The sequence below is a fragment of the Actinorectispora metalli genome (assembly GCF_056323685.1).
Window position 1 is genome coordinate 851,109 of sequence record NZ_JBREYE010000001.1, and the last position, 22,927, is coordinate 874,035.

Sequence of the window (22,927 nt, forward strand, 5' to 3'; positions counted from 1 at the left end):
TCGGCGCGAGCCGAATGGCAGAGCGGGCGCGGCAAATGTCGTAACCGAGAAGCGAATCATTTCGCAGGACACTTTCTCGACCTATTTTTGGCCACAGTTCGCCTCCGGTGTTCGGCCGCCGCCATCACAGGAGTTGCCATGCGTGCGTTACTGATCGCGTTGACCTGCGCGGCGCTGGGTGCGGGCGGCACGGCGGCCGCCGCTCCCGCGGGAACCTACATCGTCGGCGGGAACGAGGCTACCTCCGCGCCGTGGGCGGCCGCGGTGCTCTACGAGGGCCATTTCGGCTGTTCCGGCACGGTCATCGCACCGGAATGGGTGCTGACCGCCCGCAACTGTGCCCGGTCCGGCGCGCTGACGGTGCGGGTGGGCAGTGTGCGGCACGCCGAGGGCGTCGAGGCGGTGGTGGCGGGCTTCGAACTCGGCGAGAACGGCGCCGACGCGGCGTTGTTGCGACTGGCCACGCCCGTCGAGGCGATCCCCGTGCGCCTTGCCGAAGTGGACCCGCCGGTGGGTGCGGTGACCGAGTTGTTCGGCTGGGGCGCGACCAAGGTGGACGATCCCGCCGCCTCGCCCGTGCTGAAGGTGAGCAGGGCCAAGGTGACCAGCACCGAGTGCCGGGACTGGGACCGCAAGGCGCGGGCGATGTGCAACGAGAACCTCGACGGCGCGCCGACGGTCGGCGACGACGGCGGACCGCAGTTCCACGAGGGCAACCAGGTGGGCTTGGCGTCCTGGGGCACCGAGAAGGAGTCCTACTACGTCAGCATCGCGGGAATCCGCCCATGGATTCGCAGGATTTCGGGTGTGTAAATCTGTGAAATCGGTCTGATGCTCGGAAGTTTCCCGGCACAACGTTATGGTACTTGCATCCCTGCAACAATCGAATACAAGGAGCGCTCATCATGCGTTTCAGGACGATCGCGGGCCTTGCCGCGTTGTTCTCGGCCATTCTGCCCGGTACCGCGAACTCCGTTGTGGACGGCACGACGGCATCGGAGGCGCCGTGGGCGGCGCACGTGCTGGCCAAGGAGTTCGGGCCCTGCTCGGGCACCATCATCGCCGCCGACTGGGTGCTGACGGCCCGGCACTGCATCGAAAGCCTCAAGACCGGCGAGAACTCGAAGTCGGTCAGCGTGCGCGTCGGCAAGGTCCGGCACGCCGAGGCGCAGTCGGTCGCGGTGGCCACGATCATCGAGCACACGGGCGCCGACCTCGCGTTGTTGAAGCTGGCCACGCCGGTGCAGACCACCTACTCGAAGCTCGCCGACACCGAACCCGCGGCAGGCGCCACCAACCGAATCTTCGGCTGGGGCCTGACCGCCTGCACCAACGGCGGTCTCTCCCCCGCCCTCAAGACGGCGGATGTGAAGATCAGGTCTGTCACGGACAAGGACTGGTACGGCGGCTCCGCGATCGGCAGCGTCGGCGTCACCGGCCACGCCCACACCGGCGATTCCGGCGGACCGCAGTTCTCGGACGGCGTGCAGGTCGGCGTGCTGTCCACCGGAAACTGCGGCCAGAAGGCGCAGTACTACACGAGTGTGCCCAAGTACCGACAGTGGATCACCCAGCATTCGGGCGTGTGATTTCCCTTCCTACGCCGACGTTATCGGGAAGAGTTATCGCGTTTGCCTGACCGTTTCCCGGTGCGTGCCAGGCCCGGCACGGTCGTCCCGGCGTGCCCCTCGCGCCGGGACGACCTCCGGTGCCCGCTAGGGAAAATGTCCGAATCCAATTCCGGGGATTTGTCGACGAAAGGCGGTATAGGGCACCGGCGATATCGCCTTCCGTCGGCCTTATACCGGTTTTCTCGCGCCGGGGCGTGCATTACGTTCCAGTCATCCGTCGAGAGACGGTGTAACCCTGCACAGACGATTTTCCGGCCGCAGCCCTCGCGTGGCCGGGAAGGGAGTCTCCCTTGCGTCGCACACTGTTCGCCGCGATCACCGCCACCGCACTCGGGCTGTCCCTCGCCATGCCCGCCACCGCCACCGAAGTCGAGCCCTACATCGTGGGCGGCGAGAACGTCAGCTCCGCTCCGTGGGCGGCGGCCGTCTACATCAACGGGCGCTTCAGCTGTTCCGGCAGCGTCATCGCCGCCGACTGGGTGCTCACCGCCCGGCACTGCCTCGGACAGAGCATGAGTGTCCGGGTGGGCAACGTGGTCAAGGAGCAGGGCCAGCAGGCCACCGTCGCCTCGACCCAGGCCTACTCCAGCGGTGACCTCGCCCTGCTCAAGCTCGCCAACTCGGTCAGCGCCACCCCCGTGCGGCTGGCCGACCAGGACCCGCCGACGGGCTCCACCAACTACATCTACGGCTGGGGAGGCCAGGACTGCAACGGCACCCTGCCCGGCCAGATGAAGCGCGCCTCGGTACGGGTGGACGGCATGGACACCGACGCCTACAACGGTCCGGCCATCGCCACCACGGGACAGAACGGATACGCCTGGAAGGGCGACTCCGGCGGCCCGCAGATGTACAACGACACCGTCGTCGGCGTCGCGTCCACCGCCGACTGCTCCGGGCACCAGTGGTACGCCAGCGTGGCCCGCGGGCATTCCTGGATCCGCCAGATTTCCGGAGTCTGAGTTTCTCCGCGGCGCCCGGGACTTTCCGGGCGCCGCTTTTCGCGCACAGGCCGCCGCCGAATCGCGATGCGTATCGCGTGAGCGAGGAGTTGCCTTGCGTTTGACAATCAGCACGGCCTTGGTCGCACTCGGCCTTTCCGCGGCCGCACCCGTCTCGGCGAGCGAGGACATCAAGCCCTACATCGTCGGCGGGGAGACCGTGTCCTCCGCGCCGTGGGCCGCGCCATCTACTGGGATGAGCAGTTCGTGTGCTCCGGTTCCGTGCCCGCCAAGCAGTGGGTGATCACCGCGCTGCACTGCTTCAAAGAGACGATCAACGTCCGCGCCAGGAAGCGACCGCGAGCAGGGTCAGCGGCTCGCGGTGGCGTCCTTCCGCAAGCACCACGCGGGCGACCTGCTGCTGTTGAAGCCGGCTGCGCCGACCGATGCCACGCCGATCCGGATGGCTACGCAGAACCCGCCGGTGGCCTCGATCAACCAGATTTACGGATGGGGGTCGGACAACTGCGACACGGTCAACCCCCTCGGTGATGAAGACCGCCAGGAGCAGATGCAGTGGTACGCGAGCGTGGCGGGCAACCGTTACTGGATCGACTGGGTGATGGGCGGTTGAACGAGGTGTTCAACTGTTGAATCATCGTCGATTCGCTTGTGCCGCAGACGAACTTGTTGTTCCTGACTCGTTATTCCGTGGGTTACGGTTGGCGTGCGTTGTCGTGCTTCCTGCGCGCGTCGACGCTTACCCTGCCGGACGATTTCCGGCCGTCCCGCCATTTGGTCGGCCGGGAAGGGAGTCTCCCTTGCGTCGCAAACTGTTCGCCGCCCTCACGGGCACCGTTCTCGGGCTGTCGCTCGCACTGCCCGCCACTGCCACCGCCACTGACGCCGAGCCCTACATCGTGGGCGGCGAGAAGGTCACCTCCGCGCCGTGGGCCGCGGCCGTCTACATCGGCGGCCGGTTCAGCTGCTCGGGCAGCGTGATCGCCCCGCAGTGGGTGCTCACCGCCCGGCACTGCCTCGGGCAGAACATGACCGTCAAGGTCGGCAACCCCATCCGCGAGCAGGGGACGCAGGCCACCGTCGCGACCCAGCACTCCTACTCCAGCGGCGACCTCGCCTTGCTCAAGCTGTCAGGCTCGGTCAACGCGGGCGCGGTCAAGCTGGCCACCCAGGACCCGCCGGTCGGCTCCACCAACTACATCTACGGCTGGGGCCGGGAAAGCTGCAACGGCACGCCGCCCGCGCAGCTCAAGCGCGCCTCGGTGCGCGCGGACGGCACCACCACCGACGCCTACCGCGGCCCTGCGCTGCGGTCGACCGGGATCAATGGCTACGCGTGGAAGGGCGACTCCGGCGGCCCGCAGATGTACAACGACGAGGTGGTGGGCGTGGCGTCCACCGCGGACTGCGCCAACCACCAGAACTACGCCAGCGTGGCGAAAGGCCGGTCCTGGATCAAGCAGATCTCCGGCGTCTGAACCTGATTCGCGAGGGGGCGGGCTTCGGCTCGTCCCCTTTTTTTCACCGTTTACAGGCTCTATTCAGTTGAATTTCGGGCTTTCCGAATTGATGTGCTGGATTCGGTGTTGATGAGATGTCTGTTCCCTATTTCACATCCTTGAGTTACGGTCGTGCTGCCGTCGCCGCCCGCCACGAATTCCGGTGTTCCCCCCTGCTCACCGGCCCGTCGCGGCGGCGAGGGCATCCCTGCACACCACATTCCGGCCGTCCCCTGCTTTCGGCCGGGAAGGGAGCATTCCTTGCACCGCAAGATCCTGGGCGCCCTCGCGGGCGCCGTCCTCGCCCTGTCGCTGAGCGCAGGCGTGGTTCCCGCCGCATCCGCCACCGTCAGCCCGCTCATCGTGGGCGGCTCGTACGTCAGTTCCGCTCCATGGGCCGCCGCGATCTACATCGGCGGCCAGTTCAACTGCTCCGGCACCGTGATCGGCTCCCGCTGGGTGCTGACCGCGGACCACTGCACCGGCAGCAACGCCACCGTGCGGGTGGGCAGCGCCTACCGCTCACGGGGCACCTCGGTGACCGTGCGCGTCCAGCACTCCTACTCCAACGGCGACCTGGCGCTGATGGAGCTTGCCCAGTCGGTCAGCGCAAGCGCGGTCACCCTGGCCGACAGCGACCCGCCTGTCGGCTCCACCAACTACATCTACGGCTGGGGCCGCACCAGCTGCAACGGCTCGGCCCCCGACCAGATGAAGACCGCGTCGGTGCGTGTCGACAGCACCACCGCTCGCGACTGGGAGGGTGGTCCCGGCATCTACTCCACCGGCATCAACGGCTACGCGTGGAAGGGTGACTCCGGCGGCCCGCAGTTCTACAACGGCAGGCAGGTCGGCGTCGCGTCCTCGGCCAACTGCGACTACAACCAGACCTACGGCAGCGTGGCCAAGGCCCGCTCCTGGATCAGGTCCGTCTCGGGTATCTGACGTTCACCGACCGAGAATCCCCGGGGCAGGCGCTGCGCCCCGGGGATTCTCGGCGTTTCAGACCGGCAGATCGCGCAGACGGCCGGTGATGAGCTGGAAGGTTGCCGGGGCGATGGTGAGCCAGGGCTGGCCATCGGAGCCCTTCTGCCGCTCGGTGAGCCACCGGCCGTTCTCCTGGATGTCCACGTAGGACAGCGGGTCGGCGGTGCGCTGCTTGCGGCCGAGGTGATCGCGGGCGGCCTTGATGAGCTGGCCGCCGCCGGTTCGGGGCTGGCCCATCAGCTGCTTGACCTGCTCCACGAGCCGGGCGTCGCCCTGGGTGCGGCTGCCAACGCTTTGCAGCAGGCCGCTGCTGGCGGTGTTGTCCTGGTAGCGGCTGCTCTGCCCGCCGCCCTTGAGCACGCTCTCCGGCAGCGAGATGACCTGCCCCTTGCCCGGCGGCACATTGGGCAGCACCGACACCGCGGCCTCCACGGCCTGGTCGGCGCGCACCTCGTCGATGGTGAAGTTGTTGGCCTGCTTGACGATGCGCACCGCGTTGCTGCGCCCAACGCCGACGAAGACGGTGTGCTCGTCATCCTCGCTGGTCGGCCAGAAGTATCCGTAGTACTCGACGGCGGGCTTGGCGACCAGCATCAGCACATCGGCGAACTCGACATCGACGCGCCCACGGGCGGCGAGGCCCTTGTTGTCCAGCTCGTCCCAGCCCCTGCGCTCCAACTCGGACACCTCGGCGCCGTGGTTGGGCTCGGCGAGCAGCGCCTGATGCGGCTCCTGGTAGCCCTCGGCCAACCAGGCCGTGTAGAACGCGATCCCCGAGATGGTGACTTTCCCGCCGGGCAGCACAGGTTCCCCCTGTTCCAAAGCCGTGAGTGGTAGGGCTCGTCCTACCACTCACCTGTCGTGCACTGGTATCCCACTCGCCGGACATGCCCGGCACTTCGCCCACCCGAGCGGCCGATCATCGTGGCGTGGCCTGCGCCGCCCGGCGTGGGCGTCGCAGGCCATTGCCGTTGTCAGCCGCCAATGACCGGCGGGACGACCTTGGGCAGGTCGCCGACGATCTCGTTGCCGTGGTCCTCGCTGACCAGGTAGCTGGCGGTGCGGTGTTCCTTGTCGTCGTCACCGCCGCGGCCCGCGCCACCACCGGCGCCCATGCCACCCATACCGCCCGCACCTGCTGCACCGCGGGCACCGGCACCACCCGCACCGCTGCGGGCGCCGCCAGGTCCATCGGGGTCGAGCATGCCGCCCGCGCCGCCGGGGCCGAAGCCCGCGCGACCCGCACCGGCACCGCCGAACCCGCCGCTACCGGCCGGGCCGAAGCGGTTACCCGCACCGCCCGAACCACCGCCGCTGCCTGAGGGGCCGAAGCCACCGGGTCGGCCCATGCCGCCGGGACCGGTTCCGGGGCGATTGCCCTGGCCACCGGGACCGCCGGGTCCATTGCCCGGACCACCCGGCCAACCGGGGCCGATGGGGCCGGGCGGGTACGGACCGGGTCCGGGGCCAGGCCCGGGGCCGGGTCCGATCGGCGGAGGCGTGGGTCCGATCGGTGGGCTGATCGGCGGGATCACGTTCTGCTGGCCCACGCCGCCCGGCTGGTCACCGATACCCGGGATGGAGCCGACGCCGCCAGGCGTGTAGTTCCCGCCGCCATCGGTACCGGTGCCACTCCGCCCCGTGCCGGTGCCCGGCTTGGACGGAATCCTCGGCCGCTTACCCGGCGGCTCCGGCGGAGGCGGCGGGGTGAGCGCCTCGGTGGTCACCTGGGCGGGCGTCTTGAACGCCTGGATTCCACCGATGTTGCTGGCGTTCGAGGCGGAGTACTGGTTGTAGATCCGCGCGTTGTGCTGGTCCGCCTCGGCGTTCTTGCGCTTCGCCTCGTCGTAGTCGGTCTCCCACCACGCGAGCCCGTTGAGCATCGGCTTGTCGGGGACGTCCGGCGGATTCTGGACGTTGTTCTTCGCCCAGGTGAAGTTGGTGGCCTCGAGGCCTATTGCCCCCGAGGTGGAAGTCCCCGTCGAGCGGGTCGCCTCGGCCCACTCCCCCATCGGGGTGATCGCCTGTTTCGAGGCGTCCGCGGCCTTGCCCTCCCACACGGCGTAGGTGTTCATGGCCTTGTCGATGCGGTCCTTGATCTTGATGTAGCCGTTGGCAACGTTCTGCCATTCCCGGCTCGCATTGTTGAGCGCCTCGGATCCGGGGCCCGCGTGGAGTTGGTTGTAGACCTCTTTACCGTTGACCGTGCCGTAGCACTGGTTGCCCGTGTACTCAGTCATCAACTACCCCCCTTTTGGAGATTGGCGATCACGATCGCGGCGACCCTCTCACCGGCCTTGCAGGCCTTGCCGTCGCCGTAGTCCGGTGACTGGCTCTTCGCGAAGATGCTGAAGTCAAGGACAAGCTTCTTGCCGACACCGACCGCGGTGGCGCAGTCGCCCTTCTTGCCGTCAAGGGTGTCGTAGTTCAGTCCGGGGTAGCCGCTCACCGTGGTGGGCTCGGAGAATCCCCAGCGATCCTTCTGCTGGTAGTAGCTCTCCAGGCCATCGCCCTTGGTGATGAACTCAACGTAGATGTCGGTTCCCGTGGAGAACTCGGTTGCATCGAAGATGCACTGGCTTCCATCGTCGCTCGGCCGCTTCTCGCCGGGAGCCTTGAGCTTCAGAGACGCCAACTGCTCAGGAGTGAAGATCGCGCAGGGGTCGCTTTCGTACTTGCCGAAGCTCAGCTCGGGACCGGTGACCGGGGGAGCCAGCCCGCCGCTCGACGAGGTCGGAGCGGTCGAGGAGTTGCCATCGGGCTTCGTGCCGCCATCCCCGCAACCGGCGAGGAGCGCCACGGCGGCGAACAGTACGGCTACCGACTTCAACTTCACTGCTTGCTCCCAAGACCAGACTGGTTGTTCGCTTCGGTCGTTTCGTAGTTCTGCAGCACGGCGTTGAGATTGTTGATCATGTTTTCCAACGCCTGGCGTGCCTGGAGGTTGGCGTGGCCATGCATGCCCGGATCATCCGAACCCAGCTTGACGAGCCGCTCACGGGTGGCCTTGCTGACGCCGTCTTCACCCGCGGGTGGCGGCTGGATCTTCCTCGCGTCCTGATACAGCAACTGAAGCTCGCGGTGAGCCTCTTGCAGCTCGGTAACGAGCTTCTTGGCTTCCGCGGGGTCGACCTGGAAGCTGTGAGTGACGCCGCCTGGCGTCTGGCCGCTGAACGTAAGCTTTTCCGACATGCGAGCGCTCCCCTCCGCACAACTCTGCGGAAAGCATGCCAGATCGCCCGAACGCGTGTGGCGGGAATGGGCCTAATCAGTTAGTCGGATTTGACCACCCGCGAGGCCCGCCATCCGCGCGCGCGAAGGGCATGGCGCTCGCAGGCCGGCGGAATAGGTGTTTTACCCGGTCAAGCACCCAAGCGGGTGGGCTCACTGCTGCTGGCTGGGGAGGCGGCCCTCGGCCATGCGCTTGGCCACATCCTTGCGGAGCCAGAGGAAGTAGATCCACACCAGACCGAACAGGACGCCCAAGCCGCCCAGCGCCGCGGAGAAGATGAAGCAGGCGATCATGAAGACTTGGAGGGCCAGGGCGAAGTGCAGGCCCCAGGGGCGTCGTTGGAGACCGCTCGCGACGATCAGCAAGGCGATCAGGGTCAGTACGGAATAGAACTGCCAGGAGCTGATGCCGCCGCCGAGGCGGACCACCACCGGGAGGGCCAGGCCCGCGACGATCGCCTCCAGGATCAGGGTGCCTGCCTGGACTCCGCGCAAACCCTTCCAGGGATCGGGCGCGGTCATGACGGCTCCTTGCCGAACAGGGTGCGGGCCTCGCCCGCGGTGACCACCGAGCCGGTGATCACCACGCCGCCGCCGGACAGCGGCTCGTCGGGGTCCTCGGTCTGCTCGGCCAGCCGCACGGCGGTCTCGACGGCGTCGACCAGGTGCGGCTCGACCACGACCCGGTCTGGGCCGAAGACCTCGCGGGCCACCGAGCCCAGTTCGTCGGGGTCCATCGCACGCGGTGAGGAGTTGCGGGTGACCACCAGCTCGGTGAGCACCGGCTCCAAGGCCTCGACGATGCCGCTCGCGTCCTTGTCGGCCATCACGCCGAGGACGCCGACGAGCTTGCGGAAGCCGAACTCCTCCTCCAGCGCGGTGGCCAGGGCTACGGCACCCGCGGGGTTGTGGGCGGCGTCGACGAACACCGACGGCGCCGTGCGGACCCGCTCCAAGCGGCCCGGCGAGGACACCGAGGCGAAGCCCTCGCGGATGGCGTCGATGTCCAGTTGGCGCTGGGCGCCCGCGCCGAAGAACGCCTCGACCGCGGCCAGCGCCACCACCGCGTTGCTCGCCTGGTGGGCGCCGTGCAGCGGCAGGAAGACCTCGTCGTAAACCCCGCCGAGGCCCTGCAGGCGCAGCATCTGGCCGCCGACGGCGATGGTGCGTTCGAGGACACCGAACTCCATGCCCTCGCGGGCCACCGTGGCGTCCACCTCAACGGCCCGCTCCAGGACGACCTTCGCTGCTTCGGCCTGCTGGTTGGCCATCACGACGATGGAACCGGGCTTGATGATGCCCGCCTTCTCGCGGGCGATGCCTTCGAGGTCGCCGCCGAGGTACTCGACGTGGTCGATGCCGATGGGGGTGATCACGGCGATCCTGGCGTCGGCCGCGTTGGTGGCGTCCCAACTGCCGCCGAGACCGACCTCCACCACCGCCGCCTCCACGGGGGCGTCGGCGAACGCGGCGAACGCCATGCCGGTGAGCACCTCGAACTTGCTCATCGGCACGTCCGAGCGAGCGTCCACCATGAACACGTACGGCTCGATGTCGCGGTAGGTCTCCACATAGCGCTGCGGGTCGATCGGCGCGCCGTCGGTGTTGATCCGCTCCGTGACCAACTGCAGGTGCGGGCTGGTGTAGCGGCCGGTGCGCAGGCCGATGCGGGTGAGCAACGCGTCGATCATGCGCGCGGTGGACGTCTTGCCGTTGGTGCCCGCCACGTGCAGCACCGGGTAGGAGCGCTGCGGATGCCCGAGGACATCCAGCAGCAGTTCGATGCGTTCCAGCGACGGCGCGATCTTCGTTTCGGGCCACCGCTTGTCCAGGACGGCCTCTACCGCCCTGAGCTCCTCGACAACGGGCTCGGTCAACGCGCCGACTCCGGGAGTGCGGCCAGCCGGGCGGTCAGGCGCTCGATGTCGGCGACGGCGGTGTCGCGGCGGGCGCGGATCTTGTCCACGACCTCGGCCGGGGCCTTGCCCATGAACGCCGGGTTGCCGAGCTTGGCCTCGCAGCCCTTGAGCTCCTTCTCCGCGGCGGCCAGGTCCTTGGCCAGTCGTTTGCGCTCGGCGTCGACGTCGATGGCACCGGACAGGTCCACCTTGACGATCACCTTGCCGGTGGGCAGCGGCACCTCGAAGGACGCGCCGGGGTTGAAGTCCTCGCCCGGCGTCTCGAAGCGCACCAGCGCCCTGATCGCCGCCTCGTGCGGGACCAGGCCTGCGCAGCAGGCGCCGGAGAGCTGGCCCTTCACCTTCTGGCTTGGCTTGATGCCCTGGTCGGAGCGGAACCGGCGGATCTCGGTGACCAGCTTCTGCACCGACTCGATGCGCTGCGCGGCACCGGTGTCGAACTCCGAGGCCTGCCGGGTGACCTTGGGCCATGCGGCGATCACCAGGGACTCACCGCCGGTCAGTGCCTTCCACAGGGTCTCGGTGATGAACGGGATCACCGGGTGCAGCAGGCGCAGCACCACATCGAGCACGTTGCCGAGAACGGCGCGGGTATTGCCTGCGATCTCCGGATCGGCCAGTTGGACCTTCGCCAGCTCCAGGTACCAGTCGCAGAACTCGTCCCAGACGAAGTGGTAGAGGCCCTCGGTGGACTTGGCGAACTGGAAGTCCTCCAGCAGCGCGTCGGTCTCGGCGACCAGGGCGGCGCTGCGGTCCAGGATCCAGCGGTCGGCGTCGGTGAGCAGCGCGGGGTCGATCTCGGCATGCGAATCGGCGCCGTTGAGCATCGCGAAGCGGCTGGCGTTCCACAGCTTCGTGCAGAAGTTCCGGGAGCCCGCGACCCAGTCCTCGCCGATCGGCACGTCGGTGCCGGGGTTGGCACCGCGAGCCATGGTGAAGCGCAGTGCGTCGGTGCCGTAGCGGTCCATCCAGTCCAGCGGGTTGACCACGTTGCCCGCGGACTTGGACATCTTCTTGCCGTGCTCGTCGCGGACCATGCCGTGCAGCGCGATCACGTTGAAGGGCTGCTTGCCGTCCATCGCGTACAGGCCGAACATCATCATCCTGGCGACCCAGAAGAAGAGGATGTCGTAGCCGGTGACCAGCACGCTCGTCGGATAGTACTTCTCGAGATCGGCCGTCCGGTCGGGCCAGCCGAGGGTGGAGAACGGCCACAGGCCCGAGGAGAACCAGGTGTCCAGGACGTCCTCGTCCTGACGCCAGCCGGGACCGGACGGCGGCTGCTCGTCGGGTCCGACGCAGACGACCTCGCCGTTCGGGCCGTACCAGACCGGGATGCGGTGGCCCCACCACAGCTGGCGCGAGATGCACCAGTCGTGCATGTTGTCGACCCAGTCGAAGTAGCGCTTGGCCATCTCCGGCGGGTGCACCGCGACGCGGCCGTCGCGCACGGCGTCGCCCGCCGCCTTGGCCAGCGGGCCGACCTTGACGTACCACTGGAGCGAGAGCATCGGCTCGATCGGCTCCTTGGACCGCGAGCTGTGGCCGACGCTGTGCAGGTAAGGGCGCTTCTCGGCGACGATGCGGCCCTCGGCGGCCAGCGCCTCGCGGACCGCGACGCGGGCTTCGAACCGGTCCATGCCGTCGAACCGGGTGCCGGTGCCGGTGATGCGGCCCTGCTCGTCCATGACCGTCAGCATCGGCAGGTCGTGCCGCTTGCCGAGGTCGAAGTCGTTCGGGTCGTGCGCGGGCGTGATCTTCACGGCGCCCGAGCCGAACTCGGGGTCGACGTAGTCGTCGGCGACGATCGGGATCTTGCGGCCGGTCAGCGGGTGGTCGATCAACGTGCCGATCAGGTGCCGGTACCGCTCGTCGGCGGGGTGCACCGCGACCGCCGTGTCACCCAGCATCGTCTCGACCCGGGTGGTGGCCACGACGATCGAGGTCTCGCCGTCGCCGTAGCGCATGGAGACGAGTTCGCCCTCGACCTCGATGTGCTCGACCTCGATGTCGGAGAGCACCGAGCGCATCTCCGGCGACCAGTTGACCAGCCGCTCGGCGCGGTAGATCAGGCCCTCGTCATAGAGCTTCTTGAAGATCGTCAGGACGGCCTTGTTCAGGCCGTCGTCCATGGTGAAGCGTTCGCGGGACCAGTCGACCGAGTCGCCGAGGCGGCGCATCTGCTCGAGGATCTTGCCGCCGTGCTCGGCCTTCCACGCCCAGACCCGCTCCACGAAGGCCTCGCGGCCGAGGTCGCGGCGGCTGGTGCCCTCGGCGAGCAGCTGCTTCTCCACCAGGGCGTGCACCGCGATGCTCGCGTGGTCCATGCCGGGCAGCCACAGGGCGTCGTAGCCCTGCATGCGGCGGCGCCGGGTCAGCGCGTCCATCAGCGTGTGCTCGAAGGCGTGGCCGATGTGCAGGCTGCCGGTCACGTTCGGCGGCGGGATGACGAGGCTGAACGGCGGCTTGTCTGAGGACGGGTCGGCGGTGAAGTAACCGGCGTCTACCCACTCCTGGTACAGCTTCCCCTCGGCCTCGGCGGGATTCCACGCCGAGGGAAGGTCAAGAGTGTGCTGTTCGGAAAGGGTCTCGGTCACAGCACATCAGTCTAGGGCGGGGATGCGACCCGAAATCGTCACCCCCGGACGCCCCGCTAGTTGTACCCGGAAACCGTGCGCGACCGGGACGGATTGCTGCTCGGTATCACAACTCGGGATAGCAGCGATGGCTTGGAGCGCACACGGATCGGGACTACCATCCACACTTGGTAACCCATCTGGGTGACAAGTGGGACTCGTTCTGCTCAACACGGAGGACGACTTGGGCGCTGAGGGTGGCGACAGACCACAGAGGGGTACCGGACTCTCCTCGGCAACGTCTGAGGTGAAGGCACGGCGGATCGCCCGTCTTCGCAAGCAGATCGCGGCCTTGGAGGCCGCGGGCCACGAGAACCCGCGCGCGGCCCGCGAGCAGTCCCGGAAGCTCCAGGCCGAATTGAACAGGCTGACCCGCGAGGAACAGCCCGCGACGGGCGCGAAGTTCAGCCGGGCGCCGGTGCGCAAGCCGGGTTCGGTGCCGGTGTCGGTGCTGCTGAGCCAGGCCAGGCAGCCGGAGCGGCCACGCAGGCCGCAACCGCGCACGAAGTTCGTCTCCGACGACGACTACGCGGGCTTCGACGAACCGGCGTCGGTCACCGCTCCGGTGGCGGACCCGGCGTTCGCCTCCTACACCCCGCCGCCGCGCAAGCAGCTCAACATCCGGCGGGCGACAGTGCTGACCGTGGTGGTGCTGTCGCTGGCCGCGTTGTCCGTCTACGCGCTGACCCCCGTGGTGGCCCACCTGACCGACGCGGCCAACACCAGGGTGCCCATCACGACCTCCGCCACGCCGACGCCGACGGAGACCCAGCCGCGTCCCTCGGCCCAGGTGAACCTGGCCCGTCCGTTCCTCAAGACCCCCGCGGCGGGCCTGCCCGACGGGCCCGCGGGCCTGACCACCCCGCCGCCCGCGCCGGTCGGTTCGTTCACGCCGGACGACGTGATCAAGGCGACCGAGCAGGTGCGCAAGGCGATCACCGCTGCCCGGATGGACCCCACGGTGCTCGCGGGTGACCGGGAGCCCTATCTGGCGCTGCTGGCGCCGACGGCCCGGAACAAGGTCAGGGAGATCCTGGCCAAGAAGAAGGGCCCGCAAATCGCCAACTACGTCTCGACGTTGGCGCCAGGGCAGCGGCTGCTTGCCATGCCGCCCAAGGTGAACGGGGCGATGACCACGCAGTTGGACCCCAACGGCGCGCTGCTGGTGCGGGCGAACTACGTGATCGGGTACGCGTTCGACCCTGGCAATGCCAAGGTGTCCGATCCGCTGGACATCGTGTTGATCGAGCGGTGGCAGGCCGACTACGTGGTGCTGGACGAACGCTGGCAGGAAGCCGACCGCGGCGTGTGGCCCGGGCCCGCGAAGGCGTTCGGGTACTCGATCTCCTGCGCCGCCTACGCCAAGGGCCTGCTGGCGCCCGCTCTGGCGGAGAAGGGCAGCACGATCGGACTGGACCCGGCGGAGAAGTACTTCGACCTGGACCGTCCGCTGCCCGTGGAGAACGGCTGCGACAAGGCCAACCGGACCGGCACCACGCCTCCCGGCAGTTCGACCGGTGCGCCGCCGTCATCGGGCCCGAAGGACGACGGTGGCCTGCTGCCCGACGACGCCGTGCCGCCGCTGCTGCCCGAGGGTGGCGGCCTCGAACCGCTGGTTCCGCCCAAGAGCTGACCGCGCTACCCCTTGGGCTTGAGGGTGTCGCGGAAAACCCACCAGCGGCTGAGCGTGTAGGTGAGGGTGGCGACGCAGGCGCCCGCGACGAGACGGGCGATGGGGGTGGGCACGCCGATCGCCTTCAGGCCCGTCGTGACCCCGAGGGTGACCGCGAAGTCGGCACCGACCACGACGCTGTAGCGGACCGCCTGCGGGCCGACGGGGGCGTGGGATTTGAAGTTGAGGCGGCGGTTCAGCACGAAGTTGACGCTGAACGCCAAGATGTAGGCGACGCTGACGGCGACCGGAAAGGGCAGTGCCGTCCACCTGTCGAAGATCACCAGCAGGATGACGTCGATGGTGAAGGTGAAGGCGCCCAGAATCGCGAAACCCACCAGCTCGCGGGGCAGCAGACGACGCAGCCGCGGTGGCAACCGATCCACCCAACCGGTCAGCAACTCGGCGATGCGCTCGGCGCGCGAGACGGTGGCGGTGGTGTCGGGAGCCCCTGGATTCACGTTTCCAGCGTGACACACGGCTCTCGAGACCCGCCTGAGAACTTCCTTAACGCGCGCCCTAAACACGCAAAACGGAAACGACAGCCCAACCTCCGGCGTCCGGGAGGTTACGTCGCGGTGGCCCATCCCCGTTGTGCGGAGCGGCGCAACAACGCGGCGGCTCATGGTGCAAATCGGCACCCGGCCTTAAACAAGCCGTGACGCGGTGGCTACAAGCCGTCGATACCGGATAAGGTTTCCTATCATTACGGCGCAAGCAGGCATAGCATTCTCCGCCTATAGGCCCAACACATAGCGACAGTTGACACATCGGGGCGTCAGGTCGCGTCATTCGGAGGTGGCATGTGGGGCGGCCCAGCCAACCTGCCAACCGAAAGCCTGCGGAGTTGCCGGTCGGGGAGGTCTTGGCCCGGCGGATCGCGGAGCTCACCGAACCCGGTGTCCGGGTGGACGAGGTTGTCTGTGACTACGAGCCGCCCACCGAGCCCATTCCCGTCATCGCCCACGACGAACGCCCCGCGCGGGGCGTTCCCAGGCTGCTCACCCTGGCAGGCGTGTTCCTGGTGATCGGCCTCGCGGTGGGGCTGCTGGCGGGTGGCGTGATCCCCGGCGGGCCCCGCCTGCTGGGTGCTTCCTCCGAGCCCGCCGAGACCAAGGCACGCGACCTGCTCGACTTCATCATCAGGGAGACCGGCAGCGGTCAGAGCACCGAGACCGCTCCTGTTCCGGTGCCCGGGCAGCCGGTGCCGATCGACCCGGCCACCGGGCAGCCCGTGCCCGGTACGTCGACCGCACCCGGCAACCCGGTGACCGGCCTGTTCCCCGGCCTGCTGCCCAACCCGGCACCGGGCGCACCGCAGCCGGGCAAGCCGCAGCCACCCCAGCAGCAGCCGCCGCCCAACAACCCACCGCCGCAGCAGCCCCCACCGCAGCAGCCCCCGCCGAACAACCCGCCCCCGGAGACGACCAAGCCGCCGCCTCCACCGCAGCAGCCCCCGCCCAGTCAGCAGCCCCCGCCCTCGGACACCTGGGACTGCTGGGACTGGTGTCCGTGGTGACCGCAGCGCAGACCCACATGGAGGTGAGCCGTGCCTGATCCCGGCAGCTCGAGCGGAAAGCGGTACGGCGATAGTCCCAGCGCCGTCTCGGTGGCCGATTTGATCGCCAAGACCACCGAGGTGCCGCCCAACCGCACCTCGGCCGAGATGCTGGACCGACTGGCAGTGCCCGCGCCCCCGCCTGCCGACCCCCAGCCGGAGGAGCGCGACAGCAAGGTCCGCATCGTGGTCGCCGTACTGGCCGCCAGCACCGTGCTGGGCCTGGTGCTGGGGATCATCCTGTTCTCCCCCGGCCCCGGTGAGCGTCTGGGCCCCGGCGACCCGAGTTGGAACAGCACGCCCGCGGCCACCTCGGAGACCGCGCCGCCCCCGGCGTCCATCATCGAGCCGCCCGTGGTGCCGACCACCGCCCAGCCACTGCCGCCGCCCGTGGTCCGCACCCCCGCGAAGCCGCCGCGCCAGGAGCCGCCGCCGCCCGAGCAGGCGCCTCCTCCGCAGCAGAAACCGACGCCGACGAAGTGGAACTGCTGGGGCTGGTGTCCCTGGTGAGCTCACCCCGCGTTGATGTTGGATCACTCCGCGTCGATTAGGGATATAGCTTGCTTCCCCTATCTGTGGGGTATCACACTAATATTTGTCACCCGATAGTGCCGAGCCATAGCAGCAGTGTTGCTCTCATCTCGGAGGTGGCGTGTGGGACGGCGTGATCAGCCTGCCCGGCAGATGGCGATTACGGAACAAATCACCGTCCGGGAACTGCTGGACCGGCTGGAGGCCGAGAAACCCTCACCCAAGCCCGCGAGGTCGTCGGCGAGGCTGGTGAACACGCTGTGCACGGTGGTCATCGTGCTGTCGGTACTGGTCGGAGCGCTGGCCGCGGGCGTGGTGGTCGGCGGACCGCAGGTACTCGAGCAGATCGGGATGACGACCGGCTTCGGGGAACTCGACGGGCAGGCACCGCGGAAGAAGCCGGTACCGAGCACCGGGCCCATCTCCTCCGCGCCATGGGCATCCGTCCCCGCGACCGTGACCACCGATCCCGTCACCGGCCTGCCGATGGACCCGCTGCCGCCGGGTCTGCTGCCCACCGGGCTGCCTTCGCTGCCGACCTGGCTGCCCACCGTGCCCCCGCTGCCGACCGCCAAGCCGGTGCTGCCGCCGCGGACCACGCCCAAGCCGACTGCCGCCCCGCCTCCGCCGCCGCCCCCACAGCGGCCGCCGCCGACATCGGCTCCGCCCAAGCCCGGCATCGGCTGGTGGAACTGCTTCGGATGGTGCCAATTCCGCCGCTAGCGGGATCGTGTTCGACGGGAACCCGCGGTCTGTCGACTCCGGGAGCTTTGCGGAAAGCGGTGAGATCCGGCCCGGGTTTTCGACACTGTTTATCCTGTGCGTCCAGGTTTTTGCCTGCTGCACCAGAGAAATTCGACTCAACGAACCCAAGGCGAGCCCGGCCCGATACCGTATCCGGCATTCCGCGAGCCGAGCCAGGTGGAGGTGCCAGTGTCCCCCGCGGACGCCGACATGGACTACCAGCCCGACAGCCCCGACGACGGCATCAGTAAGACCCGCATCGTCATCGCCGTGCTCGCCGCGAGCACCGCGCTGGGCATGATCCTTGGCGTCATCCTCTTCGCGCCCGGACCGCGGCCGCCGCAGGAACCCGAGTTGGTGGGCGCGAGCGCCGCGTATCCGCCGCCGGGCTCGATCGTCCCGACCACCACCGCGACCCGCGAGGCCGTTCAGCAACCGCGGCGGGACGAGCCACCGCCGGTGGCACCCACCACCGCCCCGAAGCGGTCTCCGCAGCCCACCTTTCGAATCTGGCCACCGCCGACCCCGGTGGGGCCGGGACCGTGGAACTGCTGGAACCGCTGTCAGTGGTGACCTGCACCTCATTCGGACGAACGATCTGATTACGGTCGGGCACGAAACCGCCCAATCCCTCACCCAACTCAGCTATACGTGACACCGAACGACAAGCCCGGGGCGGCAAGTGCGGAGGTCGCGAAGGTGAACGGTTCCGAGGCGGACAACGGCCGACATCGAGCAGGTGGTGGGGTGCCGGTGAGCGAGGTTCTCGCTCGCTTCGGCAGGGAAACCCCTGCCACCACCACGGCGACCGCCTGGCCCGTCCAGGCACCCACCCGACTGCTGCCGAGGCCGGTGCCCGCTCCGGTGGTGGCCGAGCCGAAGCCCAACCCGCTGCGCAAGCCCGTCGGCAAGCTGCCCGCCTCGATGCTGGCCGCACTTGTCGGCGTCGGCATCCCCGCGGGCCTGATGGCCACCGGCGGCTTCGACGCCCCTTCCGCCGCCAACCTCGGCCTCGAGCTCAACGCACCCACGCAGTCCTCGCCGGTGTACAAGGGCGAGGGTCCGCGTGATCTGGCGGCACCCCAACTCGGCGACGCCGCCGCCGTGGAGTCGCCCGCGGTCACCGATGCCGCGGCGGTCGTGGACCCGCAATCCCGCACCGCGCCCAGCTCCGACCTGCTGGACGCCGCGCTGCCCGGCAGCATCGCGGGCGTGCCGACCGGTCTCGGCGGTTCCTCGGAGAACAGCTGGACGAACCGCCCGCCCGCCGCGTCGGATCCCGCGCCGCCCGCGGCGGCGAAGCCGACGGTCAGCCAGGCACCGGCGCCCGCACCCCCGCCTGCTCCGGCCCCGGCCCCCGCGCCGACAAGCTCGCAGGCACCGGCTCCCACCACGCAGCCAAGCAAGCCCGGCGGCGGATTGTGCCTGCTGGTGCTCTGCCTCGGCGGCTGACACTGGCATATTTGCGCAGCCGGTGAACGCAATTGCATTACCGAATGCCTTTACCTGTCACCAATGCGCAATTATGTTTTGTTGAACACGCTGTTAACGGCGTTGCATTCGACTAGTCTCGGCTCAGCAAAATACAGCAATAGGCTGAATGGACTAGCGGCGATGGAGCAACAATTGCGCATCGCGTTTCGGAGGCTTGTGACGTGCGAAAACAGGAGGCCGACCCTGGTCGGCATGACGTAGACCGCGGTGCGGGTGTTTCCGTGCACGAACTTCTCGCCATGCATGGAATGGGGATTCCCGCTGGTGAAACCACTTTAGGACGCTGCGCCGGACCCGAGGATCTGCCCACGGCGCCGATGCCCGCGCTGTCCGCCGAACTGGAAGAGGCGCTGGCGGCCGACTTCGAACCCGTCGAGCAGTTCGCGGACTACACCGAATTCACCGCGTTCACCACTCCCCCCGAGTTCGACGACGGCACCGAGCAGCACGACACGGTCGTCGCGCCGGTTCCCCGCCGCAACCGCGCGTTGGTCTCCGCGGGTGTGCTGGCCGCGCTGGTCGGCCTCGGTGTGCCGATCGGTCTGGTGGCAGGCGGCTGGAACGACAGCGGGCCCAACAGCGCGGCGGGCGGAGTGAGCCCGATGGGCGACCGGTCCTCCACCACCATCCCGCCCACGAGCGAGGACATCAGCCTCGGCGACGCGGTCGCGTTGCCCCCGCCGCCGCAGCCACCTGCCCGCAAGCCCGTGTCCACCCGGCCCAGCACCACCCCGCCCGGCTCGACGTCGGTGCCCACGCCAAGCACCCCGCCGCGCTCCAGCGCTCCACCCACGAGCAGCGCGCCCCCGACAAGCCAGCCGCCGTCGAGCACGGCGCCGCCCTCCAGCAATACCCCTCCGTCGTCGACACCGGCGCCGCCGTCCACCTCGGCCTGTCTGCTGGTGATCTGCCTGCCGAAGTAGCGGCGAGGCAGTGGTGCGTTCGCCTGTCTGTTGGCGCAGGATGGGGGCATGGTTCGCAAGGCGCCGCGGCGGGATGTAGACGAGTCCGAGCTGGAAGTCGGCACGCCCAAGGACTGGGCGGCGGGCGTCACCGGCGTGAAGGTCGGGTTGGCGCGCGGCCTGTCCCAGATGGGCGCGGTCCGAAGCTGGCAGACGCTGAAGGTGCTCAACCAGCAGGGCGGCTTCGACTGCCCCGGCTGCGCCTGGCCCGAGCCGGAGAACCGGCACCTGGCCGAGTTCTGCGAGAACGGCGCCAAGGCGGTGGCCGAGGAGGCCACCAAGCGCACCGTCGGCGCGGCGTTCTTCGCCAAGCACCCGATCGCGGAACTGGCGGGCAAGAGCGACTACTGGCTCGGCCAGCAGGGCAGGCTCACCCATCCGATGGTGCTGCGGCCCGGCGACACCCACTACCGCCCGATCCCGTGGCCGGAGGCGTTCGAGGTGATCGCCACGCACCTGCGCGGACTGTCCACACCGGACGAGGCGGTGTTCTACACCTCGGGGCGGACCAGCAACGAGGCGGCGTTTCTGTACCAGCTGTTCGCGCGCAGCTACGGCACCAACAACCTGCCGGACTGCTCCAACATGTGCCACGAGTCCTCCGGTGCCGCGCTGGTGCAGACGATCGGCATCGGCAAGGGCTCGGTGAGCCTCGCCGACTTCGACCACGCGGACCTGATCGTGGTGGTGGGCCAGAACCCCGGCACCAACCACCCGCGGATGCTGACCGCGTTGGAACGGGCCAAGGCGCGCGGTGCGGGCATCGTGGCGGTCAACCCGCTGCCCGAGGCGGGCCTGATGAAGTTCAAGAACCCGCAGACCGTGCAGGGTGTGGTGGGCAGTGGAACGCCGCTGGCGGACGAGTTCTGCCAGATCCGCCTCGGCGGCGACCAGGCGCTGTTCCAGGCGATCGGCAACCTGATCCTGGCCACGGGCGCGGAGGACCGGGAGTTCATCACCGAGTACACCCATGGCTTCGACGACTACGCCGCCCACATCCGCACGCTGGACTGGTCCGCGGTGGACACCGCGACGGCGCTGCCGCGCGAACAGGTCGAGGCCGTGGCGCAGCGGTTCGCGAGCGCCGAGCGGATCATCGTGTGCTGGGCGATGGGCCTGACCCAGCACAAGCACGCCGTCGCGGGCATCCGCGAGATCGTCAACGTGCTGCTGCTGCGCGGCATGATCGGCAAGCCGGGCGCGGGCGTGTGCCCGGTGCGCGGCCACTCCAACGTGCAGGGCGACCGGACGATGGGCATCTGGGAGAAGATGCCGGAGCCGTTCATGGCCGCGTTGGAGTCCGAGTTCGGCATCCCCATCCCCCGCGAGCACGGCGTGGACACCGTCGACGCGCTGCGGGCGATGCGGGACGGCCGGGCGAAGGTGTTCTTCGGGATGGGCGGCAACTTCGTCTCGGCCACCCCCGACACCGCGGTCACCGAGGCTGCGCTGCGTTCCTGCGCGCTGACCGTGCAGGTGTCCACCAAGCTGAACCGCTCCCACGTCGTGCACGGCGAGACGGCGCTGATCCTGCCCACGCTGGGCCGAACCGAGCGGGATGTGCGGGCATACGAGGACGGCACCGAGGTCGAGCAGTTCGTCACCGTCGAGGACTCCATGTCGGTGGTGCATTCCTCGCTGGGCAGGCTGCGCCCCACCAGCAACTACCTGCTGTCGGAGGTGCAGATCGTGTGCGCGCTGGCCGAGGCGGTACTGGGCGCCGAGCACCCCGTGCCGTGGGTGTCCTTCGCAGGCGACTACGACCTGATCCGCGACCGCATCGCCAAGGTGGTGCCGGGCTGCGCGGACTACAACAGGCGGGTGCGGGAGCCCAACGGTTTCGTACTGCCACACGGCCCGCGGGATTCCCGGAGCTTCCCCACCTCGACCGGCAAAGCCAACTTCACCGCGAATCCGCTCGTGGTGCTGCGGGTTCCGCCAGGTCGCCTGCTGTTGCAGACGCTGCGCAGCCACGACCAGTTCAACACCACCATCTACGGCCTGGACGACCGCTACCGCGGGGTCTCCGGCGGGCGCCGGGTGGTGTTCGTCAACCCCGACGACCTGGCCGAACTGGGCATCGGGGACGGCGCCCTGGTCAACCTGGTCAGCGAGTGGCCAGGCCGAGCCGGTGTGGACGAACGCCGCGCGGAGGGTTTCCGTGCCGTCGGCTACCCGACGGCACGGGGCTGCGCCGCCGCCTACTTCCCGGAAACCAACGCGCTGGTACCGCTGGATGCCACCGCCGAGGAGTCCAACACCCCCACCTCGAAGTCGATCGTGGTCCGGCTGGAAGTCGTCTAGGTCGTCACCAAGGCCAGAACCAGCGCAGCCAGTTCTGCTGCTCGGCGGGCGGGTGGTGGCCGTGGGAGCGCTGCGCGGCGACCGCGGCGTCGGCCTTGAGCTGCTCCTCGGTCACGGTCGGTGCCTGCTGCATGCCCGCGGGCGCCTTGCCGAACACGACGTCGGAGCAGGCGTAGAACGCCTCGGCGCTGTCGGGCAGTTTGCGCTGCCACACCGTGTAGATCAGGTGCCGCCCGGTCTTGCCCTTGGGCAGGTTCACATCCAGCCGGTAGGCGCGCTGGTTCGATGGCACGTGCGCCTCGCCGAAGGGCTTGTCCTCGAGGTCGGACCACTTCAGCGGCTTGGTCACGTCGTAGCCGTCCTTGGTCACGTAGAACAACCAGTACGAGGGCTGGTGGCCGACGCTGATCACATAGGTCATGGTGCGCTTGCTGCCGTCGGTGGGCAGCACGGTGGTCGCCCAGTCTGTGCGCGGCAGGTCGAGGCCCTTGAACTTGTCACGGCCCGCACTGCACAGCTTGCCGTCGGGAATGATCTCCTTGTGGCGGCCGTTGGCGTCGCCGATGTTGACCTCGTTCCAGTCGTACAGCGGCGCTGAGCCCATTTCGGCGATGGCCGCCTTGCAAGCCGCGGACGTGGGTCGCTCCGGGTTCTCCCGGTAGCAGGCGTAGATGCGGCTGATCGGGTCGCCCATCGTTCCGTGCGCCTGCGCGGGCACGGCGGCGACCATCGTGGACAGGATGAGGAATGTGCCCGTCAGCCCGGCGAGCACGGCAGGGCGCCTCATGAGTTCCTCC

Annotated in this window: 23 protein-coding genes and 1 pseudogene; 15 read left to right on the plus strand and 9 right to left on the minus strand. The window is 68.8% G+C overall.

Translation table 11 applies throughout. The features are described from left to right. Positions 1–138 precede the first annotated feature (138 nt). From ACU6XJ_RS03955 to ACU6XJ_RS03985, 7 genes and pseudogenes are all read left to right on the plus strand, one after another. Complete coding sequence (locus ACU6XJ_RS03955) at positions 139–813, plus strand: S1 family peptidase (protein ID WP_476306942.1); 675 nt, start codon at positions 139–141, stop codon at positions 811–813. Positions 814–905: 92 nt separating this feature from the next. Beyond that, positions 906–1,589, plus strand: a complete 684-nt coding sequence (locus ACU6XJ_RS03960) for a S1 family peptidase (RefSeq protein ID WP_476306944.1) — start codon at positions 906–908, stop codon at positions 1,587–1,589. A 332-nt stretch (positions 1,590–1,921) separates the two neighbouring features. Further along, positions 1,922–2,593, plus strand: coding sequence for a S1 family peptidase (locus tag ACU6XJ_RS03965; protein ID WP_476306945.1), 672 nt, complete (start codon positions 1,922–1,924; stop codon positions 2,591–2,593). A gap of 246 nt (positions 2,594–2,839) precedes the next feature. Further along, positions 2,840–2,914: pseudogene (locus tag ACU6XJ_RS03970) on the plus strand (trypsin-like serine protease); the annotation flags it as partial. A gap of 40 nt (positions 2,915–2,954) precedes the next feature. Next, the gene (locus ACU6XJ_RS03975) at positions 2,955–3,206 is read left to right on the plus strand and encodes a hypothetical protein (RefSeq protein WP_476314109.1); all 252 of its coding nucleotides are present in this window, start codon (positions 2,955–2,957) and stop codon (positions 3,204–3,206) included. A 187-nt stretch (positions 3,207–3,393) separates the two neighbouring features. Then, the gene (locus ACU6XJ_RS03980) at positions 3,394–4,071 is read left to right on the plus strand and encodes a S1 family peptidase (RefSeq protein WP_476306946.1); all 678 of its coding nucleotides are present in this window, start codon (positions 3,394–3,396) and stop codon (positions 4,069–4,071) included. 282 nt (positions 4,072–4,353) lie between these two features. Further along, entirely contained in the window at positions 4,354–5,037 is a 684-nt protein-coding gene (locus ACU6XJ_RS03985; RefSeq protein WP_476306948.1) for a S1 family peptidase, read from the plus strand. 57 nt (positions 5,038–5,094) lie between these two features. Here the strand turns inward: ACU6XJ_RS03985 and ACU6XJ_RS03990 are convergent, their stop codons facing one another. From ACU6XJ_RS03990 to ACU6XJ_RS04020, 7 genes are all read right to left on the minus strand, one after another. After that, entirely contained in the window at positions 5,095–5,883 is a 789-nt protein-coding gene (locus ACU6XJ_RS03990; protein ID WP_476306950.1) for an ESX secretion-associated protein EspG, read from the minus strand. A gap of 170 nt (positions 5,884–6,053) precedes the next feature. Next, positions 6,054–7,319 carry a PPE domain-containing protein gene (locus ACU6XJ_RS03995; RefSeq protein ID WP_476306952.1) on the minus strand — a complete coding sequence of 422 codons (1,266 nt, stop codon included), beginning with the start codon at positions 7,317–7,319 and terminating at the stop codon, positions 6,054–6,056. Further along, positions 7,319–7,915, minus strand: a complete 597-nt coding sequence (locus ACU6XJ_RS04000) for a DUF3558 domain-containing protein (RefSeq protein ID WP_476306954.1) — start codon at positions 7,913–7,915, stop codon at positions 7,319–7,321. Before ACU6XJ_RS04000 ends, ACU6XJ_RS03995 begins: the two co-directional genes overlap by 1 nt. Continuing rightward, positions 7,912–8,271: a hypothetical protein gene (locus ACU6XJ_RS04005; RefSeq protein ID WP_476306956.1), complete on the minus strand. Its 360-nt coding sequence runs from the start codon at positions 8,269–8,271 to the stop codon at positions 7,912–7,914. The genes ACU6XJ_RS04000 and ACU6XJ_RS04005 overlap by 4 nt, the downstream gene beginning before the upstream one ends. A gap of 192 nt (positions 8,272–8,463) precedes the next feature. Beyond that, positions 8,464–8,832, minus strand: a complete 369-nt coding sequence (locus ACU6XJ_RS04010; protein ID WP_476306958.1) for a DUF4233 domain-containing protein — start codon at positions 8,830–8,832, stop codon at positions 8,464–8,466. After that, complete coding sequence (gene folC, locus ACU6XJ_RS04015; RefSeq protein ID WP_476306960.1) at positions 8,829–10,187, minus strand: bifunctional tetrahydrofolate synthase/dihydrofolate synthase; 1,359 nt, start codon at positions 10,185–10,187, stop codon at positions 8,829–8,831. The genes ACU6XJ_RS04010 and folC overlap by 4 nt, the downstream gene beginning before the upstream one ends. After that, complete coding sequence (locus tag ACU6XJ_RS04020) at positions 10,184–12,826, minus strand: valine--tRNA ligase (protein ID WP_476306961.1); 2,643 nt, start codon at positions 12,824–12,826, stop codon at positions 10,184–10,186. The genes folC and ACU6XJ_RS04020 overlap by 4 nt, the downstream gene beginning before the upstream one ends. A 286-nt stretch (positions 12,827–13,112) precedes the next feature. Here ACU6XJ_RS04020 and ACU6XJ_RS04025 point away from each other — a divergent pair, with 286 nt between their 5' ends. Continuing rightward, the gene (locus ACU6XJ_RS04025) at positions 13,113–14,498 is read left to right on the plus strand and encodes a hypothetical protein (protein WP_476306962.1); all 1,386 of its coding nucleotides are present in this window, start codon (positions 13,113–13,115) and stop codon (positions 14,496–14,498) included. Between the two features lie 5 nt (positions 14,499–14,503). Here the strand turns inward: ACU6XJ_RS04025 and ACU6XJ_RS04030 are convergent, their stop codons facing one another. After that, entirely contained in the window at positions 14,504–14,998 is a 495-nt protein-coding gene (locus ACU6XJ_RS04030) for a GtrA family protein (protein ID WP_476306963.1), read from the minus strand. Between the two features lie 386 nt (positions 14,999–15,384). Between ACU6XJ_RS04030 and ACU6XJ_RS04035 the strand changes: the two genes are divergently transcribed. From ACU6XJ_RS04035 to ACU6XJ_RS04065, 7 genes are all read left to right on the plus strand, one after another. Beyond that, positions 15,385–16,056, plus strand: a complete 672-nt coding sequence (locus tag ACU6XJ_RS04035) for a hypothetical protein (RefSeq protein WP_476306964.1) — start codon at positions 15,385–15,387, stop codon at positions 16,054–16,056. A gap of 30 nt (positions 16,057–16,086) precedes the next feature. Continuing rightward, the gene (locus ACU6XJ_RS04040) at positions 16,087–16,605 is read left to right on the plus strand and encodes a hypothetical protein (RefSeq protein ID WP_476306965.1); all 519 of its coding nucleotides are present in this window, start codon (positions 16,087–16,089) and stop codon (positions 16,603–16,605) included. Between the two features lie 144 nt (positions 16,606–16,749). Further along, positions 16,750–17,349 carry a hypothetical protein gene (locus ACU6XJ_RS04045; protein WP_476306967.1) on the plus strand — a complete coding sequence of 200 codons (600 nt, stop codon included), beginning with the start codon at positions 16,750–16,752 and terminating at the stop codon, positions 17,347–17,349. Positions 17,350–17,559: 210 nt separating this feature from the next. Beyond that, positions 17,560–17,943: a hypothetical protein gene (locus tag ACU6XJ_RS04050; RefSeq protein ID WP_476306968.1), complete on the plus strand. Its 384-nt coding sequence runs from the start codon at positions 17,560–17,562 to the stop codon at positions 17,941–17,943. 180 nt (positions 17,944–18,123) lie between these two features. After that, the gene (locus ACU6XJ_RS04055) at positions 18,124–18,822 is read left to right on the plus strand and encodes a hypothetical protein (protein ID WP_476306969.1); all 699 of its coding nucleotides are present in this window, start codon (positions 18,124–18,126) and stop codon (positions 18,820–18,822) included. Positions 18,823–19,112: 290 nt separating this feature from the next. Beyond that, positions 19,113–19,787 (plus strand): hypothetical protein, encoded by a 675-nt coding sequence (locus ACU6XJ_RS04060; protein WP_476306970.1) that lies wholly within the window; start codon positions 19,113–19,115, stop codon positions 19,785–19,787. Positions 19,788–19,835: 48 nt separating this feature from the next. Next, positions 19,836–22,130 (plus strand): FdhF/YdeP family oxidoreductase, encoded by a 2,295-nt coding sequence (locus tag ACU6XJ_RS04065; RefSeq protein WP_476306971.1) that lies wholly within the window; start codon positions 19,836–19,838, stop codon positions 22,128–22,130. Positions 22,131–22,134: 4 nt separating this feature from the next. On the opposite strand, the gene ACU6XJ_RS04070 is transcribed toward ACU6XJ_RS04065, so the two are convergent. Beyond that, positions 22,135–22,917, minus strand: a complete 783-nt coding sequence (locus ACU6XJ_RS04070; protein ID WP_476306972.1) for a lytic polysaccharide monooxygenase auxiliary activity family 9 protein — start codon at positions 22,915–22,917, stop codon at positions 22,135–22,137. Positions 22,918–22,927: the final 10 nt, after the last annotated feature.